At 70.0% G+C, this 16964-nt stretch carries 17 protein-coding genes; 9 read left to right on the plus strand and 8 right to left on the minus strand.

Translation table 11 applies throughout. The annotated features are described in order from the left end of the window. Positions 1–79 precede the first annotated feature (79 nt). The 3 genes from glfT1 to wzm are packed head-to-tail and all read right to left on the minus strand — an operon-like array spanning position 80 to position 2772. Positions 80–988: a galactofuranosyltransferase GlfT1 gene (gene glfT1, locus OG371_RS16690; protein ID WP_329070229.1), complete on the minus strand. Its 909-nt coding sequence runs from the start codon at positions 986–988 to the stop codon at positions 80–82. After that, entirely contained in the window at positions 988–1803 is an 816-nt protein-coding gene (gene wzt, locus OG371_RS16695) for a galactan export ABC transporter ATP-binding subunit Wzt/RfbE (protein WP_091621552.1), read from the minus strand. The genes glfT1 and wzt overlap by 1 nt, the downstream gene beginning before the upstream one ends. 3 nt (positions 1804–1806) lie before the next feature. Further along, positions 1807–2772 carry a galactan export ABC transporter permease subunit Wzm/RfbD gene (gene wzm / locus OG371_RS16700; protein WP_329070231.1) on the minus strand — a complete coding sequence of 322 codons (966 nt, stop codon included), beginning with the start codon at positions 2770–2772 and terminating at the stop codon, positions 1807–1809. Positions 2773–2916: 144 nt separating this feature from the next. On the opposite strand from wzm, the gene OG371_RS16705 reads away from it, so the two are divergent. From OG371_RS16705 to pseI, 4 genes are read left to right on the plus strand one after another with little or no spacing between them, the layout of a single operon-like run. Then, positions 2917–3546, plus strand: a complete 630-nt coding sequence (locus tag OG371_RS16705; protein WP_091621557.1) for a hypothetical protein — start codon at positions 2917–2919, stop codon at positions 3544–3546. A gap of 34 nt (positions 3547–3580) precedes the next feature. Further along, positions 3581–4030: a hypothetical protein gene (locus OG371_RS16710; RefSeq protein ID WP_329070234.1), complete on the plus strand. Its 450-nt coding sequence runs from the start codon at positions 3581–3583 to the stop codon at positions 4028–4030. Beyond that, positions 4027–4548 carry a GNAT family N-acetyltransferase gene (locus OG371_RS16715; protein ID WP_329070236.1) on the plus strand — a complete coding sequence of 174 codons (522 nt, stop codon included), beginning with the start codon at positions 4027–4029 and terminating at the stop codon, positions 4546–4548. The genes OG371_RS16710 and OG371_RS16715 overlap by 4 nt, the downstream gene beginning before the upstream one ends. A 9-nt stretch (positions 4549–4557) precedes the next feature. Continuing rightward, a complete protein-coding gene (gene pseI / locus OG371_RS16720) occupies positions 4558–5613 on the plus strand; it encodes a pseudaminic acid synthase (RefSeq protein WP_329070238.1) in 1056 nt (351 codons plus the stop codon). Between the two features lie 57 nt (positions 5614–5670). On the opposite strand, the gene OG371_RS16725 is transcribed toward pseI, so the two are convergent. Together OG371_RS16725 and pseB are read right to left on the minus strand one after the other, a co-directional pair. Then, complete coding sequence (locus tag OG371_RS16725; protein ID WP_329070239.1) at positions 5671–6816, minus strand: DegT/DnrJ/EryC1/StrS family aminotransferase; 1146 nt, start codon at positions 6814–6816, stop codon at positions 5671–5673. Further along, positions 6809–7792: a UDP-N-acetylglucosamine 4,6-dehydratase (inverting) gene (gene pseB, locus OG371_RS16730; protein WP_329070241.1), complete on the minus strand. Its 984-nt coding sequence runs from the start codon at positions 7790–7792 to the stop codon at positions 6809–6811. The genes OG371_RS16725 and pseB overlap by 8 nt, the downstream gene beginning before the upstream one ends. Positions 7793–7847: 55 nt before the next feature. On the opposite strand from pseB, the gene OG371_RS16735 reads away from it, so the two are divergent. From OG371_RS16735 to OG371_RS16745, 3 genes are read left to right on the plus strand one after another with little or no spacing between them, the layout of a single operon-like run. Then, the gene (locus OG371_RS16735; RefSeq protein ID WP_442876163.1) at positions 7848–8594 is read left to right on the plus strand and encodes a cytidylyltransferase domain-containing protein; all 747 of its coding nucleotides are present in this window, start codon (positions 7848–7850) and stop codon (positions 8592–8594) included. After that, positions 8591–9574 carry a PseG/SpsG family protein gene (locus OG371_RS16740; RefSeq protein WP_329070246.1) on the plus strand — a complete coding sequence of 328 codons (984 nt, stop codon included), beginning with the start codon at positions 8591–8593 and terminating at the stop codon, positions 9572–9574. Before OG371_RS16735 ends, OG371_RS16740 begins: the two co-directional genes overlap by 4 nt. A 40-nt stretch (positions 9575–9614) precedes the next feature. Next, positions 9615–10763: an epoxide hydrolase family protein gene (locus OG371_RS16745; RefSeq protein ID WP_329070248.1), complete on the plus strand. Its 1149-nt coding sequence runs from the start codon at positions 9615–9617 to the stop codon at positions 10761–10763. 51 nt (positions 10764–10814) lie between these two features. Here the strand turns inward: OG371_RS16745 and OG371_RS16750 are convergent, their stop codons facing one another. Further along, on the minus strand, positions 10815–11408 hold the full coding sequence (locus tag OG371_RS16750) for a bacterial proteasome activator family protein (protein WP_329070250.1): 594 nt from the start codon (positions 11406–11408) through the stop codon (positions 10815–10817). A gap of 114 nt (positions 11409–11522) precedes the next feature. On the opposite strand from OG371_RS16750, the gene OG371_RS16755 reads away from it, so the two are divergent. Next, positions 11523–12722 (plus strand): cysteine desulfurase-like protein, encoded by a 1200-nt coding sequence (locus OG371_RS16755; RefSeq protein ID WP_091621582.1) that lies wholly within the window; start codon positions 11523–11525, stop codon positions 12720–12722. 53 nt (positions 12723–12775) lie between these two features. Here the strand turns inward: OG371_RS16755 and tnpC are convergent, their stop codons facing one another. Together tnpC and OG371_RS16765 are read right to left on the minus strand one after the other, a co-directional pair. Next, positions 12776–14188 (minus strand): IS66 family transposase, encoded by a 1413-nt coding sequence (tnpC, locus tag OG371_RS16760; RefSeq protein ID WP_329070254.1) that lies wholly within the window; start codon positions 14186–14188, stop codon positions 12776–12778. A 113-nt stretch (positions 14189–14301) separates the two neighbouring features. After that, positions 14302–15279, minus strand: coding sequence for an NAD(P)H-quinone oxidoreductase (locus OG371_RS16765; protein ID WP_329070256.1), 978 nt, complete (start codon positions 15277–15279; stop codon positions 14302–14304). An 83-nt stretch (positions 15280–15362) separates the two neighbouring features. Between OG371_RS16765 and OG371_RS16770 the strand changes: the two genes are divergently transcribed. Further along, positions 15363–16868 carry a M28 family metallopeptidase gene (locus OG371_RS16770; protein WP_329070258.1) on the plus strand — a complete coding sequence of 502 codons (1506 nt, stop codon included), beginning with the start codon at positions 15363–15365 and terminating at the stop codon, positions 16866–16868. The last annotated feature ends 96 nt before the right edge of the window (positions 16869–16964 follow it).

A 16964-nucleotide genomic window follows, 5' to 3' on the forward strand; every position in this document is an offset into this window, starting at 1 on the left:
GCCCCGATTCCACGCACCGAACGCCACATTGGGGCGCTTCAGGCCGGGCCGGAAGCTGCAAGCCCGGCCGGAAGCGGCGTCAGTAGCGGTAGAACTTCTCCGCACGACCCTGCCGCACCAGTTTGAGCCACTGCAGGAACGCCTTCGGGTCCCGCTTCACGCCCACGAAGTACAGGCCGAACCGCAGCACCTCGAGCGCGCCGATCTTGCGCATCCCGGGCTGGGACAGCAGGTATCCGCGGTTGCGGTAGGTGTAGTAGCGCTTGACCTCGTTTTCCGGGTCCTGCGCGTGGAATTTGCCGCCCAGCATCGGCTTGAACTCGTCCGAGCCGTCCGGGTGCAGATAAGTGGTGCGCAGTGAGGTGCCGAACGGCAGCCCCGAGCGGACCAGCCTGCGGTGCAGTTCCACCTCGTCGCCGCGGAAGAACAGGCGGAGGTCGGGCACGCCGGTGACGTCCAAAGTGGACGCACGGAACAGCGCGCCGTTCATCAGTGACGCGATGCCGGGCAGGAAGTCCGTGCCCAGCTCGGCCGAGGACCGCTTCCAGGTCAGGCCGCGGCGCAGCGGGAAGGCCAGCTGGGCCGGCGCGTCGATGTTCGCCACCACCGGCGAAACCTCCGCCAGGCCGCGCTTTTCGGCTTCCTCCAACAGGATCGCGAGCACGTTCTCGTCGGCGGGGCGGCCGTCGTCGTCGGCGAGCCAGACCCACTCCGCGCCCATCGACAGCGCGTGCAGCATGCCCAGCGCGAACCCGCCGGCGCCGCCGAGGTTCCGGTGCGAGGGCAGGTACGTGCACGGCAGCGGGTACGACTCGACGACGTCGCGGGCCGACTGGTCCGGCCCGTTGTCGACCACGACGAGGTGGTCGACCGGGCGCGTCTGGGCCGCGATGATCTTCAGCGAGTCCGCGAGCAGCTCCCGCCGGTGGCGGGTGACCACGACACCGACGACGGCGCCTTCGGGTAACTGCTGCGTCTCGCCGGCCATCACACGCCGCCGTTCTTGACCGCCGCCGGCTCGATGCCGAGCCGCTCCAGGCCTTCCTGGCTCATGTTCTCGAACGGGTCCCGGCCCTTGTACGCGGTCAGCACCTCACGGAGCGAGCCCTGCTGCTTCACGTGGCCCTCGTCCATCCAGATGGCGGTGTCGCACAGCTCCATCAGGAACTCGTCGGAGTGGTTGGCGAACACCAGGATGCCGGAGCGCTTGACCAGGTCCTTGAGCCGGTCGCGGGCCTTGTTCAGGAACGCCGCGTCGACCGCGCCGATGCCCTCGTCCAGGATCAGGATCTCCGGGTCGATCGAGGTGACCACGCCCAGCGCCAGCCGCACCCGCATACCGGTGGAGTACGTGCGCAGCGGCATCTGCAGGTAGTCGCCGAGCTCGGTGAACTCCGCGATGTCGTCGACCCGCTTCTCCATCTCCTTGGCGCTCATGCCGAGGAACAGGCCGCGGATCAGGATGTTCTCGATGCCCGAGATCTCCGGGTCCATGCCGATGCCGAGGTCGAACACCGGCGCGATCCGGCCGGTGATCCGGGACGAGCCGCGGGTGGGCTCGTAGATCCCGGCGAGCAGCCGCAGCAGCGTGGACTTGCCCGCGCCGTTGTGGCCGACCAGGCCGACGCGGTCGCCGTCCTTGAGCGAGATCGACACGTCGTGCAGCGCCTCGATGATCGGCACCTTCTGGTCGGTGCCGATCTTGCCGCCGACCTTGCCGAGCACCCGCTTCTTCATCGACCGCGTCTTGGCGTCGAAAATCGGGAAGTCGACGTACGCGTTGTGGACGTCAATGCTGACCATGTGTCACACCCAATACGAGACGCGGGAGCGGTAGTTGCGCATGGCGACGAGCGCCAGTGCCCAGCCGACGATCGTGAGCCCGCCGACGATGGCCCAGCTGGTCCAGCTGACGGCCTGGCCGATCAGCGGGGCGCGGGTCACCTGCATGTAGTGGTAGAGCGGGTTGGCCTTGATGACCGGGAGGATCCAGTCCAGTTTCTGGCGCGAGCCGCCGGTCATCAGCTGGTCGACCGGCCAGACGATCGGGGTGCCGTAGAACATCAGCTGGATCAGCGAGTTGATCACCTGCGGGATGTCGCGGAAGCGGGTCGAGATGATGCCCAGCAGCAGCGCGGCCCAGCACGCGGTGAGCGCCAGCAGGATGAAGCCCGGGATGGCGAGCAGGATGTTCCAGCTCAGCCCCGGGTGGCAGAACAGGCCCGGCGCGCAGGCCCCGGGCGGGAAGCCTTCCTTGCTGCCCAGCGAGTACGGCTTGTCCAGCGCGCTGAAGAAGATGATCATCAGCACCACGTAGACGATCAGGTTGTGCGCCAGCAGCAGGATCTGGCGCCAGACCGTGCGCAGCACGTACACGCTCAGCGGCGCGGGGAGCTGTTTGATCATCCCCTCGTTCGCGATGAACGTCTCCATGCCCTCGCTCAGGCAGCCCTGGATGAAGCCCCAGATGATGAAGCCGGTGGAGAGGTAGGGCAGGAACACCTGGATGGGCGTGTTGAACAGCTGTGAGTACAGCAGGCCGAGGCCCAGCGCGATGACGCCCTGGCTGATGGTGATCCAGAACGGCCCGATCACCGAGCGGCGGTAGCGCTGCTTGATGTCCTGCCACCCCAGGTGGGTCCACAGCTCGCGGGCGGCGAGACCCTCCCTGATGTCGGTGATCGCCTTGGAGAACGTCTTGCGGTCCGACGCAGGCGGTACCGGCGTCGGAACCTCGGCTTCGGCTACGTGAACCGTGCTGGTCGCATGCACGAGGACGAGGGTACCGATGGGATGCGGCGCCCTCGGGCCGCCCCGGCCCAGCCACTGCGCGAACCGGGCGATACGGCAGTGGGCACAAGGTGTGTCCTGGTACTTTCTTGCCTTATGACTGCTGCTCTCAGTGCGGCGAGCTTGATGGTCGATCTTCTCGCGGCGTACGCCGACCGGTCCGACCCACAGTCGGTGGCAGTGGTGGGCAACCAGCCGCTGCCGCCGGACCCGGCGCGCGCCAAGGCCGTGGACGACTGTGACCTCGTGATCCGGGTGAACGGCTTCATTGTCGACGAACCGGACGGGCCCGAGACCACCGGCCGCAAGGTGCACGTGGTGGTCTTCAACCGCGCGCTGCGCGCCACCCCGCACGTCTTCCGCGACTACCGCCGGCGGCTGTACCTGCTGGTCGAGCCGGGGCGGCTGCACTGGGAGCCCGAGGCGGTCCCGGGCTGGTGGCCCGCGGACCTCGGCCCGGTCCCGGTGTCGAACCGCGACGTGGTGCTGCCGCTGTCGGACGAGCTGGGCCTGCCTTCGCGCACGGAGCCGACCTGGTCGACCACCGGCACGCTGGCCGCCTGGATCGCGCGGACCTCGTTCCCCGACGCGCAGCTGGTCCTGACCGGGTTCTCCTTCATCGACAACCCGGAGCAGACCGCCTGGGAGCACGCGGCCGGCGATTCCTGCATCGTGGGCCCCGAACACCAGATCGCCGCGGAGGGCAGGCTGCTCGACTCGTGGACGAAGACCGGAAACACCGTTCTCCTGCGCTGAGCGCACTCCGTAAACCCCTAAGGAACCGTTCCCCATGGCAGTTCAGAAGATCCGCTCCGGCTTGATCGGCCGGTTCGCCCGGCTCATCGACTTCCGCATCGAAGAGCGGACGCGCGACGTCATCCGTGAGCTGAACCACCGCGTCAACGAGCTGGAGCACGCGACCGCCGACCACCGGCGCCGGCTCGACGGGGCCGAGAAGAGCCTCGGCGACGCACAGGGCGACCTGCGCTGGACGCGCGCCGAGCTCGACCGGATCATCCCGCACATCGCCGCGCAGGAGGCGCAGCTGGAGACGCTGCGGGAGTCGCTGGTGCTGGTGCCGCGCGCCGATTCCGCCGAGACGGCCGAAGCGCGTTCGCTGATCGAAGAGATCCAGCGCCAGCACTCGCAGATCCGCATCCGGCTCGCCGGGATCGCCCGGTACGAGGACCGGTTGCGCCGCCTCGAAGAGGACCACCTGGCGCCGTCGGTCGCTGAATGACCAACCTGCGCCGAGCGGGCGACGGTGACCTCGAACGGATTCGGCTCTGGCGCAACCACCCCGATGTTCGGCGGGTGAGCTTTACCACCCACGAGATCGGTGCCGAGGAACATCGCGCGTGGTTCGCTTCCGTACGCGACGACGAAACCCGGCGAGTGCTGGTCTACCTGCACAAAGATGTGCCTGCCGGGGTCGTGCTGTTCAGTGATGTCACCTCGGCCGGCAGCGCCGAGTGGGCGTTCTACCTCGATGGCGACGGTCTGGGGCGCGATTTGCTGGCGGCCTGGATGCGGCTGGAGCGCGAGGCCGTGGACTACGCCTTCGAGGAGCTCGGTCTCGAGGTGCTGGGAGGTGCCACTTTGGCCGACAACCGCCAGGTTCTCCAGCTGCACCGCCGTTTCGGCTTTACCGAGGTGCGCAGGTATGTTCGGGAGGTCGACGGTGTGCCTCGCGAAGTGGTTTGGACGGAGCTGCGCGCCGCCGACTACCGAGCCAGGAAGTCCAGGAAGCAGAGGTAGCCGCGCAGGATGACCGCCACTGAAGTTCGTATCGGCGACCACACGCTCGGCCCGGACCGCCCGCCGTTCGTGATCGCCGAGATGTCCGGCAACCACAACGGGGACCTCGACCGCGCGCTGGCGATCGTGGACGCGATCGCCGACGCCGGCGCGCAGGCGGTCAAGCTGCAGACCTACCGGCCGGACACGATCACCATCGACGTCGACGGCCCGGAGTTCCGGATCGGCGACTCGCATTCCCTGTGGGGCGGGGAAAACCTCTACAAACTGTACGAAAAGGCGCATACCCCGTGGGAGTGGCACGAGCCGATCTTCGCCCGCGCCCGATCGCGCGGCCTGGAGGTGTTCTCCAGCCCGTTCGACCCGACGGCCGTGGAGCTGCTGGAATCGCTGGACGCGCCGGCGTACAAGATCGCCTCCTCGGAGATCGTCGACCTGCCGCTGATCGAGCTGTGCGCGCGCACCGGGAAGCCGCTGGTCATCTCGACCGGGATGGCGAGCGTCGCGGAGATCGACGCGGCCGTGCGCACCGCCCGTGACGCGGGCAACGACCAGCTGATCGTGCTCGGCTGCACGGCGAGCTACCCGGCGTCGCCGTCGGAGAGCAACCTGCGTGGGCTGCCGGTGCTGGCGGGAGTGACGGGGACCCTCATCGGGCTTTCGGACCACACGCCGGGCATCGGGGCTCCGCTGGCCGCGGTCGCGATGGGCGCGGTCGCGATCGAGAAGCACGTGACGCTGGCCCGCGGGGACGGCGGCGTCGATTCGGAGTTCTCGCTGGAGCCCGCCGAACTGGCTTCGCTGGTGGTGGAGAGCCACCGCGCGTGGGAGGCGCTCGGCCGGGCCGTGATCGGCCCGCGCGAGAGCGAGAAGGAGGGCCTGCGTTTCCGGCGCTCGCTGTACGTCGTGGCCGATGTCCGTGCGGGTGACCTGGTGACGACTGACAACGTCCGGTCGATCCGGCCTGCGGGCGGGCTCGCTCCGGCGGAGATCACCACGGTGCTGGGCCGCACGTTCCGCGTGGACGCTGCGCGGGGCACGGCGCTGACCTGGGACCTGATTTAGGACTCGTGAGTGTTCATGCCGGTTAGAACCGTCATGAACACTCACGAGCCCTACACCTCAGCCCCCGAAAAAGCCGCGCACCCCGTCCAGAACCCGGTCCACGTCCGCGTCCGCCAGCGTCGGGAACAACGGCAGCGAAAGCTCCTGCTCGTAGTACGCCTCGGCGTTCGGGCACAGGCCGCGCCGGTAGCCGAGGTCTTCGAACACCGGGTGCCAGTACGCGGGGATGTAGTTGACCTGCACGCCGATGCCGAGCCCGCGCAGGTGGTCGAACAGCGCCCGGCGGCGGCCTTCCAGCACCCGCAACGGGTACAGGTGCCATGCGGGGTCCGCGCCTTCGCGGGATGGCGGGGTCAGGAGTCCGTCGACGTCGGCCAGCGCGGTGTTGTAACGCGCGTGGATCTCGGCGCGGCGCTTCTTGAACTCCGCCAGGCGTTTGAGCTGGCTGCTGCCGAGTGCGCACAGCACGTCCGGCAGCCGGTAGTTCAGGCCGAACTCGTGCACCTCCTGGTGCCAGCCGCCCTCGTCCGGGGTGCGCTGCCGGGCCTTGTCCCGGACCAGGCCGTGGTTGCGGAAGCCCTGGGCCCGCGCCAGCAACTCCGGCGACGCGGTGACGACCGCGCCGCCCTCGGCGGTGGTGAGGTTCTTGGTGGGGAAGAAGGAGAACGTGGTCAGGTCGGCGATCGAGCCGACCGGGCGGCCCAGCCAGGTGCCGCCGATCGAGTGCGCGGCGTCCTCCAGCAGCAGCGCGCCCGCGTTGTGCGCGATGTCGGCCAGCGCGTCCAGCTCCGCGGGGTGCCCGGCGTAGTCGACGGCGGCGACGACCTTCGTCCGCTCGGTCACGGCGGCCGCGGCGGCGTCCACCGCGAGGTTGCCGGTGTCCGGCTCGACGTCGGCGAAGACTACCTTCGCGCCGTGCAGCGCGGCGGTGGCCGCGGTGGCGACGAAGGTCATCGGCGAGGCCACCACCTCGTCACCGGGCTTGATCGCGGCCGCGGCGTACGCGACGTGCAGCGCCGCCGTGCCCGAGGTGACCGCGACGGCCGGCGCGCCGCCGGTGTGCTCGGCCAGATCGGCCTCGAATTTGGTCACCGCGGGCCCGGTGGTCAGCCAGTCGCCGCGCAGCACCTCGGTGACGGCGGCGATGTCCTCTTCGGTGACGGACTGGCGGCCGTAGGGCAGGAAAGCGTTGCCGTCAGGCATATTGCTCGACCAGTTCGCGCAGTTCGTCCGCTTCGAGCCAGAGGTCGTTGCTGTCCGAGCGGTAGGCGAAGCCCTCGGGCATCGGCCGGCCATCGGACGGCGGCTCGTAGCCCCAGCCCGCGAGGTGCGGCTGGACCACGTAGCGGTCGGGCAGCTGCACCGTCCGGCGCGCGTCGTCCGGGGCGATCATCTCCTCGTGCAGCTTCTCGCCCGGCCGCACGCCGACCTCGTGCATCGGCGAGCCCGGCGCGATGGCCTGGGCCAGGTCGACCAGCCGCATGCTCGGGATGCGCGGCACGTACAGCTCGCCGCCGTGCATCTGGTCGAACGAGTCGACCACGAACTGCACGGCCTGCGGCAGCGTGATCCAGAACCGGGTCATGTCCTTGTGCGTGATCGGCAGCGACTCGCCCTGCTCGGCGAGCTTGCGGAAAAACGGGATCACACTGCCGCGCGAGCCCATCACGTTGCCGTAGCGCACCACGGAGAACCGAGTGGGGCGCGCGGCCGCGTAGTGGTTGCCGCTGATGAACATGCGGTCGGCGCACAGCTTCGTGGCGCCGTACAGGTTGATCGGGCTGGAGGCCTTGTCGGTCGAGAGCGCGACGACCTTCTTCACCCCGGTGTCGATCGCGGCCTCGATGACGTTCTGCGAGCCCATCACGTTGGTCTGCACGAATTCGAACGGGTTGTACTCGCCGGTGTCCACCTGCTTGAGCGCGGCGGCGTGCACCACGTAGTCGACGCCGTGCATGGCGCGCTCGAGGCGGCGGCGGTCGCGCACGTCGCCGATGAACCAGCGCAGCCGCGGGTCGTCGTCGAACAGCTGGCGCGCCTCGTACTGCTTGAGCTCGTCGCGGGAGAGCACGACCAGCCGGCTGGGGTTGAGCTCGGCCAGGGCATGGGCGATGAACGCCTTGCCGAAAGAGCCGGTCCCGCCGGTGAGCAGGATGCTGGAGCCATCCAGCTCGGACATCGGTGACCTCCGCGTTTCGGGGTTCTTGGTAACGGCGCTGTCGCCGCAGGCCATCATGTCACCCATGCGTGATGGCCTCGGCGTCAACGCCGTGATCCAGGCCCGGTCCTCCTCGACGCGGCTGCCGGGCAAGGTGCTGCGGCCGCTCGCCGGGCGCAGTGTGCTCGGCTGGGTGGTGCGCGCGGCGGCGTCGGCACCTGGCGTCGACCAGGTCGTGGTGGCCACTTCGGACGCCGCGGACGACGACGCCGTGGCCGAGGAGGCTTCGCGGTGCGGGGCGCTGGTGGCGCGCGGGCCGCTCGACGACGTGGTCGCGCGCTTCGGCGTGGCACTGGCCCAGTACCCGGCGGACGCGGTGATCAGGCTCACCGCCGACTGCCCGCTGGTGGACCCGGCGCTGATCGGCCGGCTGGCCGCGGTGTGGCGCGCGGAGCCGTCTCTCGATTACGTCAGCACGACGCTGGTCCGGACGTTGCCGCGCGGCTTCGACGCGGAGCTGGTGCGCGCGGGGGTGCTGGCCGAGCAGGTCGAGTCCGCTTCGGGGCCGGACCGCGAGCACGTGACGTCGGCGATCTACCGGCAGCCTTCGCCGTACTCGTGCACCGGCGTGGTGGTCAGCCCGCCGGCCGAGGACCTGCGGGTGACCCTCGACACCGCCGAGGACTGGGAGCTGATCTCGGCGGTCGTCGCGGAGCTGGGCGATCGGCCGGGGGAGTGGCGCTCGGTCGTGTCGCTGCTGCGCTCACGGCCGGATCTCGTGGCGCTGAACGCACACGTCGAGCAGAAGAAGGTCGGCCAGTGAGGCTGTTGCTTCGCGCCGACGCCTCTCCGACGATCGGCGCGGGCCACATCTCGCGGGTTGTCGCGTACGCGGAGCGCGCGGTGTCTCGCGGCTGGGAGGTGGCCTTCGCCGGAGACACGGACAACGCGGAGTGGCTGGCTTCGCGCTTCTCCGAGCTGTCGGTTACGCGGCTGCCGGTGTCTCCGTTGGCATCGCTGGCTTCCGGGTTCGACGCGGTCCTCGTGGACCACTACGGACTGGGCGACGTGCGGGCCGAAGTCAACGCCGCCGGCGCCGTACTGGTGTCCATCGAGGACGACACCTTCGGCCGACGGCCCGCGGACGTGGTCGTCGACAGCGGTCTCACGCCGGCGCCGCGGCCTTCGGACGGTTCGGGTGTTCTGCTGCGCGGCGTCGAGTTCACGGCGCTTCGCGACGTTGTTCTACGTACGCGTGCGCTGCGAGCTTCGCGGACCCCGGGCTCGCCCCTGCACGTCACCGTTGTCCTGGGCGGAGGCGCCGAGTGGGCGTCGACAGTGTCCTCGCTGCTACGCGCCCTTCGCGACACTTCGCTGCCCTTCACCGCCGACGCCCTCGTCCGCGGTGAGCCCGAGCTGCCGTCCTTGGTGGACGGCCAGTCGGTCCGCGTCGCCGCCCCGCACCCGGGCCTGTTGGACCTGTTCGCGACGACGGACGTCGCGATCACCGCCGCGGGCGTCACCTTCCTGGAGTTGTGCTGCCTCGGCGTCCCGACCGCCGCGGTGCAGCTCGTGGACAACCAGGCCGCCGGCTACCGCGCCGCCCTCGACCTGGGCCTGACCACGGGCCTCGGCACCGCGTCCACCCTGGACGACCGCGCGGTGACCACTGCGTTGCGCGAGCTGCTGTCGGACGCCTCGCTGCGCAGCCGTCTCGCCAAGGCGGCTTCGTCCACTGTGGACGGATTGGGTGCGGACCGGGTGCTCGACGCCGTCGCCGCGCGGCTGAACGGTCGGAAATAGAGGACTGCCCGCGTCCTCGATCGGTTCTAGCGTGGTCCGCATGACCCAAGAACTCACGCCGTTCCGGATCGCCGTCCCGCAGGCCGACCTCGACGACCTCGGGCGGCGGCTCGCGAGCACCCGATGGCCCGACCAGCCGGACGGCCCGGCCTGGGAGCTGGGCATCCCGGTCGACGCGGTGCGGGAGCTGGCCGAGTACTGGCGGCTGGGCTTCGACTGGCGGGTGCAGGAAGCGCGGATCAACGCGTTTCCCCAGTTCACCACCACCATCGACGGGGCGAACGTCCACTTCCTGCACGTCCGCTCGCCCGAGCCGGACGCCACGCCGCTGATGCTGACGCACGGGTGGCCCGGCTCGATCGTCGAGTTCCTGGACGTCATCGGGCCGCTCACGGACCCGCGCGCGTACGGTGGGGACCCCGCGGACGCGTTCCACGTGGTGGCGCCGTCGATTCCCGGGTTCGCGTTCTCGGGGCCGACCAAGGACCGGGGCTGGGGGCCGTCGCGGGGCGCGCGGGCGTGGGCGGAGCTGATGACGCGCCTCGGGTACGAGCGGTTCGGCACCCACGGCGGCGACTGGGGCGCGCTGATCTCACGCGCGCTCGCCGTCCAGTTCCCGGAGCGGGTGCTCGGCGCGCACGTGACGATGCTGCCGACGGCCGTCGCGCGCAGCGAAGCCGACCTGGAGGGAGTCTCCGGCGCCGAGCTGGCCAAGGCGGAGCGGTCGCTGGAGAAGTCGCGCGCGTTCCAATACACCGGCACGGGTTACGCGATGATCCAGTCCACCAAGCCGCAAACGCTTGCGTACGGCCTCACCGACTCACCCGCGGGCCAGCTGGCGTGGATCGCGGAGAAGTTCCGCTCGTTCTCGAACGCCGCCGAGGACGTGATCGATCGCGACGACCTGCTCGCCGACGTCTCGATCTACTGGTTCACCGGCACGGCCGGCTCGTCCGCCCGGATCTACGCCGACCTCGAAGGCGCCTGGGGCGCGCCGGTTCCGGTCAACACCGTGCCCACCGGTGTCGCGGTGTTCCCGGACGACATCGGCCTGCCGCTGCGCCATCTCGCGGAGCGCACGGACAAGATCGTGCACTGGTCCGAATTCGACCGCGGCGGCCACTTCCCGGCCCTCGAACAGCCCGACTTCCTGATCGGCGACCTGCGGAAGTTCTTCGCCGCCGTGTGAGCACCCTGAAGGCCATCCGGCCGCTCGCCGGTGGCCTTCAGGGCACGAAAATCAGAGGTACTGCCCGGTCCCGGAGATCCCCGGGCCGTGCCCCTCGGCGCCCGGGCGGCCCGGCATGGCCGGCGAGGAACCGGCCGGGAGACCGCGGCGCATCTGCTCCAGCTGCACCCGCGCGGCCATCTGCTGGGCGAACAGCGCGGTCTGGATGCCGTGGAACAGCCCCTCCAGCCAGCCGACCAGCTGGGCCTGCGCGATCCGAAGCTCGGCGTCCGAGGGCGTCGACTCCTCGTTGAACGGGTGGACCAGGCGCTCCAGCTCGTCCTTCAGCTCCGGGGCCAGCGCCTGCTGCAGCTCGCGGACCGAGGTCTGGTGGATCTCGCGGACGCGGTTGCGGCTCGCGTCGTCCAGCGGCGCGGCGCGCACCTCCTCCAGCAGCTGCTTGATCATGGTGCCGATGCGCATCACCTTGGCCGGCTCTTCGACCAGGTCACCCATGCCCTCGACCTCTTCGCCCTCGATCGGCAGCTGGGCAGCACCGACCGGGACCCCGTCCGGCCCGACGACCATTACATGGGGTGAAGAATCGGCTCCCGCGTTACCGGCTGTGCCCGATTCCCGGTAGTTCGGCTCGCTCATGTGCTCCATCCCCGTTGCTGACTCGTGGTGCAGGTTCCGAGGGTAGCGGCATTCCGGCGGCGGGGTCGGCTCCCACCCAACCCCGAGGAAACCGCGAAACCGCACGTCCGTACGGTGTCCACCATGGCGTTTGACGTCGCGCGCATCCGTGGGTTGTTCCCCGCTCTGGGTGACGGCTGGATTCACTTCGACGGCGCCGCCGGAATGCTCGTCCCGGAACAGGTCGCTTCGGCCGTGTCGACGGCGATGCGTGCCCCGGTTTCCGGGCCGGGCGGAGCGTTCCCGGCCTCCCAGCGGGCGGAAAGCATCGTCACCGCGGCCCGGCGCGCCGTGGCCGATCTGGTCGGGGCGGAGCCGGCTTCCGTCGTGCTCGGACCGAGCGCGCCGGTGATGCTGCGCCGCCTGGTCGACGCGCTCGCCGAGCGCTGGACGATCGGCGACGAGGTCGTGGTCTCCCGCCTGGACGAGCAGGCGAACCTCGCGCCGTGGCAGCGTGCCGCGAAGCGCGTGGGCGCCGTGGTGCGCTGGGGCGAGATCGACATCGAGACGTGCGAGCTGCCCGCCTGGCAGTACGAGAACCTGGTGTCCGCGCGGACCAAGGCCGTCGCCGTCACGCTGGCTTCGGGGTCCGTCGGGACCCGGCCGGACGTGCCGACGGTGATCGAGTTCGCCAAGCGCGTCGGCGCGCTGGTGGTGGTGGACGCGACGTATGCGGCGCCGTTCGTGCCGCTGGACCTCGCCGAGCTGGGCGCGGACGTGATGGTCGTTTCCGCGCAGGCATGGGGCGGGCCTTCGGTGGGCGCGCTGGTGTTCCGCGACCCCGAGATGCTGGAACGGATCTCGTCGGTGTCGCTCGACCCGGGCGCGCGCGGCCCGGCCCGGCTGGAGCTGGGGCCGCACGCGCACCCACTGCTCGCGGGCCTCGTCGCGTCGATCGACTACCTGGCCGGACTCGACGACGCGGCCACCGGCTCCCGGCGCGAGCGGCTCGTGACGTCGCTGGGCTCGGCCAAGTCGTACCACGCCGGGCTGCTGGCCCAGCTGTCCACGGAACTGCGCTCGCTGCGGCACATCATGGTGATCGGCGACGCGATGCGCCGCATCCCCGCGCTCGCTTTCGCCGTCGCCGGCAAGAAGTCGCCGGAAGTAGCGGAGTACCTCGCTTCGCAGGGCCTGTGCGCCTTCGCGGACGACGGCTCCAGCGGCGTCTTCGCGTCGCTGGGCGTCGGCGAAGTGGGCGGCGCCGTGCGCATCGGGCTCGCGCACTACTCGAACGTCTTCGAGATCAACCAGCTGGTGCGGGTGCTCGAAGAACTCCGCTGAGCTCCGTCCGACTCGTGAGTGTTCATGACGGTTAGAACCGTCATGGTTACTAGTCAGGTGATGGCTAGGTTGGTTGGTAGCCAGGGGTTTCCGGTGATGGCGTCGCGGAGTGCGGTCAGGGTGTTGAGGCCGTTTTTGCGGATGGTGGAGATGTAGGAGCGCACGGTGAGCCAGGTGGTGGCGCCGTGGTGGGTGCGCCATCCGCCGGAGATCTTGAGTTGGGTTTTGGTCATGCGGATGTCGCGTTCGGCCTGGTTGTTGGTGAAAGGGACGGTCAGGTCGAACGCGAACCGCAGGACGTCATCGCGGTATTTCTGGAGGCGTTCAAGCAGGCGGCGGCCTGGTGTTTGGGTGGGTCTTCCGCCTTTCGGGTGGCCTCGCTGGTTGCGTGGGTGCAGGTCCAGGCCGGCTCGGACGAGGGTGTCGTAGCGGCTGGTCAGGGGTGTGAGGACCTCGCCGGGGATGGCGGTCAGGTCGAGGTCACGGGCGGTGTGAGCGGCGGCGTTGAGCTCGTCGAGGAGGTCGCTGAGCCCGGTGGGCCAGGTCTGGTCGGGGTGGGTTTCGGCCGCGGCTTGGAGTTCCCGCTGGTGGTGGGCGTTGCAGAGTGCGTGAACGAGGTCGTAAGTGCGGTAGGAGTGGTAACCGTCGTGCACCGCGACCCCGGTGAACCCGTCCAGGACACCGAACGCGTCGATCGCCTCGCGGCCACGTTTGTCATGCAGGAAGTAGACGGTCAGCCAGGCCGTGCTGGCCGAGTGCAGCCACCGATTCTTGCTGAGGACCCGGATGTCGGTCTCGTCGAAATGCGCCACCGGCGCCGCCGCGACCGCGGCAGCGGTCGCGGCGACGAACGGCTCCAACCCGGGCGCGAGACGGCCCAGCACCGAGCTGACCCAGCCGGTCGACACCGGCGCCCCGGTCACCTCGCCAAGGAGCTCAGCGGCCCGGGAGACCGGAATGTGCTGATAGGCCAGCAGATACGCGGCCAGCGCGGTCAGGTTCGGGCCATAACAGGCCGGGGCGGTCGCCTCGACGGGAGCCGGGGCGGTGGTCAGCACCCCGCAACGACACCGCTTCTGATGCAGCCGGTGCTCGGTCACCACCGGCACGATCTCGGGCAGATCATGCACCTGACGGCGCACCACACCCACATCCGGACGGCGCGACAGCCCTGTCCCGCAGCCCGAACACGCCACCGGAACATGATCGACAACGACGTCGGGATCGTCGACCAGTTTCAGGCTCGCGCCCGGCGCACCGGGCTGTTTCCCTTGCACACGACCGGTCTTCCGCCGCAACGACTTCGGCGCAGGCTTGGAATACACATCTTGCGACGGCGGTTTCGACGAATTCCGTGACGTGGTCTTCAGCTGCCGCTCCAGCTCCGTCACCCGGGCACTCAACCGCTCCACCTCGGCCCGCAACACCCGGATCGTTTCCGCCTGCGCGACCACCAGCGCGGCCAACTCGTCATACGACGGACGCTCACCCCCGGACACGTGGTAATCATCGCAGAACGACGATCACCACACGACCAGGGGACCTGACTAGTTACCCGTCATGAACACTCACGAGCGGGTCAGGACTTGGCTGCCAGCAGCACTTTCCCGAACACGGTGCCCTCCTCGAGCATCCGGTGCGCGGACGCGGCCTCGGCCATCGGCACGACCTGGCCGACGATCGGCCCCACCGAGCCCTGCTCGACCAGCGGCCACAGCCGCTCGCGGACGTCGGCGACGATCGCGGCCTTCTGGTCCAGCGGCCGCGCGCGCAGGCCGGCGCCGAACACGCTGGCGCGCTTGCCCATCAGCTTGCCGAGGTTCAGCTCGCCCTGGACGCCGCCCTGCATGCCGATCACGATCAGCCGGCCGTCCATGGCCAGGGTGTCGACGTTGCGTTCGAGGTACTTCGCGCCCATGTTGTCGAGGATGACGTTCGCGCCGCCGGTCTCCTTCGCCAGCACCTCGACGAAGTCCTGCTCCTTGTAGTTGATGGTGATGTCGGCGCCGAGCTGGCGGCAGCGCTCCAGCCGCTCGGCCGAGCCCGCGGTCACCGCGACGGTGGCGCCCAGCGCCTTGCCGACCTGGATCGCGTGCGTGCCGATGCCGCCCGCGCCGCCGTGCACCAGCAGCACCTGGCCCTCGTGCAGGCCGGCGTGCATCACGACGTTCGCCCAGACGGTGCAGGCGACCTCGGGCAGCCCGGCCGCGGCGAGCGTCTCCACCTCGGCCGGGACCGGGAGGACCTGGCCGGCCGGGACGGCGACCTTCTCCGCGTAGCCGCCGCCCGCGAGCAGCGCGCAGACCTCGTCGCCGACGTTCCAGCACTCGACGCCCTCGCCGAGTTCGGCGATCACGCCGGAGCATTCGAGGCCGAGCACCTCGCTCGCGCCGCGCGGCGGCGGGTAGAAGCCTTGGCGCTGCAGGAGATCGGCGCGGTTGACCGCGCTCGCGGCGACGTCGATGAGGACTTCCCCCGGTCCGGGCCGGGGGTCGGGGACCTCGGTCCATTCGAGTACGTCGGGCCCACCTGGCTCACGGATCGTGATCGCGTACATGGCGCCGACTGTATCCCCCGGGCCAGGCCGTCCGCCGAATGCCGCATTGACGGAACGGACATGGCGAACAAAGGTGAGCAACCATGCTATTGACCCGAAAGAGACTCATTCCGCCGGTGGTGCTGGCCGCGTGCGTGACCCTCGCGCTCGGCGCGGCCCCCGCCACGGCGGCCAACGGCGACGACCTCGCGCTCGCGAAGCAGCTGACCAAGAAGGTCGGGCTGGACGGGGTGAACCGGCACCTCATCGCGTTGCAGCGGTTCGCCGACACCAACGGCGGCACGTGCGCGGCGAGCACGGAGGGGCACAAGAAGTCCGCGGAGTACATCGCGGGCAAGCTGGAAGCCGCGGGTTACACCGTCACGCGGCAGCAGTTTCCGTTCACCTACAACGAAACCCTGGCGGAGAAGCTCGTCGTGGCCGGCGCCGGCGTGCCCGTGACCGCGATGGAGTACAGCCCGTCGACGCCGGTCGGCGGCGTCACGGCGACGCTCGCGGTGATCCCGGCCGACGCCACCCCGGGCTGCGAGGCCGCCGACTACGGCGACGTCACCGGCAAGATCGCCTTGGTGTCACGCGGTTCCTGCCCGTTCGCGCAGAAGCAGCAGGCGGCCGCCGGCGCGGGCGCGATCGGCGTGATCGTCGCCAACAACGAGCCCGGCCCGCTCAACGGCACCCTCGGCGACCCGGCCGGCGCGCGCATCCCGACCGGCGGCGTCTCGCACACCGACGGCCAGGCGCTGGCGGCGAAGGACGGCGCGAGCGTGACGCTGGAGCTGCGGACCTTCCAGGAGGCGCGCACCAGCTACAACGTGATCGCCGAGACGAAGACCGGGCGCAAGGACAACGTCGTGATGCTCGGCTCGCACCTCGACAGCGTCCCGGCCGGCCCGGGCATCAACGACAACGGCACGGGCTCCGCGGCCCTGCTGGAGACCGCGTTGCAGCTGGGCGGAAAGCCGAAGGTGAACAACGCGGTGCGCTTCGGGTTCTGGAGCGCCGAGGAGTTCGGCCTGGTGGGCTCGACGTACTACGTGTACTCGCTGAGCTTCGAGCAGCAGCTGGACATCGCGCTGTACCTGAACTTCGACATGATCGGCTCGCCCAACGCCGGCTACTTCGCCTACGACGGCGACAACTCGGACGGCGTCGGCTCCGGTCCCGGCCCGTACGGCTCGGGCCAGATCGAAAAGACCTTCGTCGACTACCTGGCCTCGCGCGGCGTTTCGGCGGAGGGCACGGACTTCACCGGCCGCTCGGACTACGGCGAGTTCATCGCCGTCGGCATCCCGGCGGGCGGCCTGGACACCGGCGCGGAGGTGCTGAAGACCCCGGCGCAGGCCGCGAAGTGGGGCGGTACGGCGGGCCTCGCGTTCGATCCCTGTTACCACCAGGCGTGCGACAACCTGGGCAACATCGACCGTGTCGCCCTGGAACGCAACTCCGACGGTGTGGCCTGGGCTGTCGGCGTCTACGCGACCAGCACGGAGAGCGTGAACGGCGTCGCCTCGGGGAAGGCCGGGAAGGCGAAGAAGCAGCGGTCGCTGACGGGGCACAGGGCTGCGGCGGGTGACGCGCTGGCCTCGTAACCCCGCCTTCGCCTGAAGCGCCCCCATGTGGCGTTCGGTGCGCCAGCCCTGCCCCACCACCGCCCTCAACGGAGGCGCTCTGCGCCCAGGCCTGAT

Source organism: Amycolatopsis sp. NBC_01480, from assembly GCF_036227205.1.
GTDB lineage: Bacteria > Actinomycetota > Actinomycetes > Mycobacteriales > Pseudonocardiaceae > Amycolatopsis.

Bases quoted from the DNA above. Each gene is read 5' to 3' on its own strand.
- OG371_RS16735 (WP_442876163.1), top strand. From the start codon at position 7,848: ATGTCACCCATGCGTGATGGCCTCGGCGTCAACGCCGTGATCCAGGCC.
- glfT1 (WP_329070229.1), bottom strand. From the start codon at position 988: ATGGCCGGCGAGACGCAGCAGTTACCCGAAGGCGCCGTCGTCGGTGTC.
- OG371_RS16755 (WP_091621582.1), top strand. From the start codon at position 11,523: ATGGCGTTTGACGTCGCGCGCATCCGTGGGTTGTTCCCCGCTCTGGGT.
- pseI (WP_329070238.1), top strand. From the start codon at position 4,558: ATGACCGCCACTGAAGTTCGTATCGGCGACCACACGCTCGGCCCGGAC.
- OG371_RS16710 (WP_329070234.1), top strand. From the start codon at position 3,581: ATGGCAGTTCAGAAGATCCGCTCCGGCTTGATCGGCCGGTTCGCCCGG.
- pseB (WP_329070241.1), bottom strand. From the start codon at position 7,792: ATGTCCGAGCTGGATGGCTCCAGCATCCTGCTCACCGGCGGGACCGGC.
- OG371_RS16750 (WP_329070250.1), bottom strand. From the start codon at position 11,408: ATGGAGCACATGAGCGAGCCGAACTACCGGGAATCGGGCACAGCCGGT.
- OG371_RS16765 (WP_329070256.1), bottom strand. From the start codon at position 15,279: ATGTACGCGATCACGATCCGTGAGCCAGGTGGGCCCGACGTACTCGAA.
- OG371_RS16705 (WP_091621557.1), top strand. From the start codon at position 2,917: ATGGTCGATCTTCTCGCGGCGTACGCCGACCGGTCCGACCCACAGTCG.
- OG371_RS16725 (WP_329070239.1), bottom strand. From the start codon at position 6,816: ATGCCTGACGGCAACGCTTTCCTGCCCTACGGCCGCCAGTCCGTCACC.
- OG371_RS16770 (WP_329070258.1), top strand. From the start codon at position 15,363: ATGCTATTGACCCGAAAGAGACTCATTCCGCCGGTGGTGCTGGCCGCG.
- wzt (WP_091621552.1), bottom strand. From the start codon at position 1,803: ATGGTCAGCATTGACGTCCACAACGCGTACGTCGACTTCCCGATTTTC.
- OG371_RS16715 (WP_329070236.1), top strand. From the start codon at position 4,027: ATGACCAACCTGCGCCGAGCGGGCGACGGTGACCTCGAACGGATTCGG.
- OG371_RS16745 (WP_329070248.1), top strand. From the start codon at position 9,615: ATGACCCAAGAACTCACGCCGTTCCGGATCGCCGTCCCGCAGGCCGAC.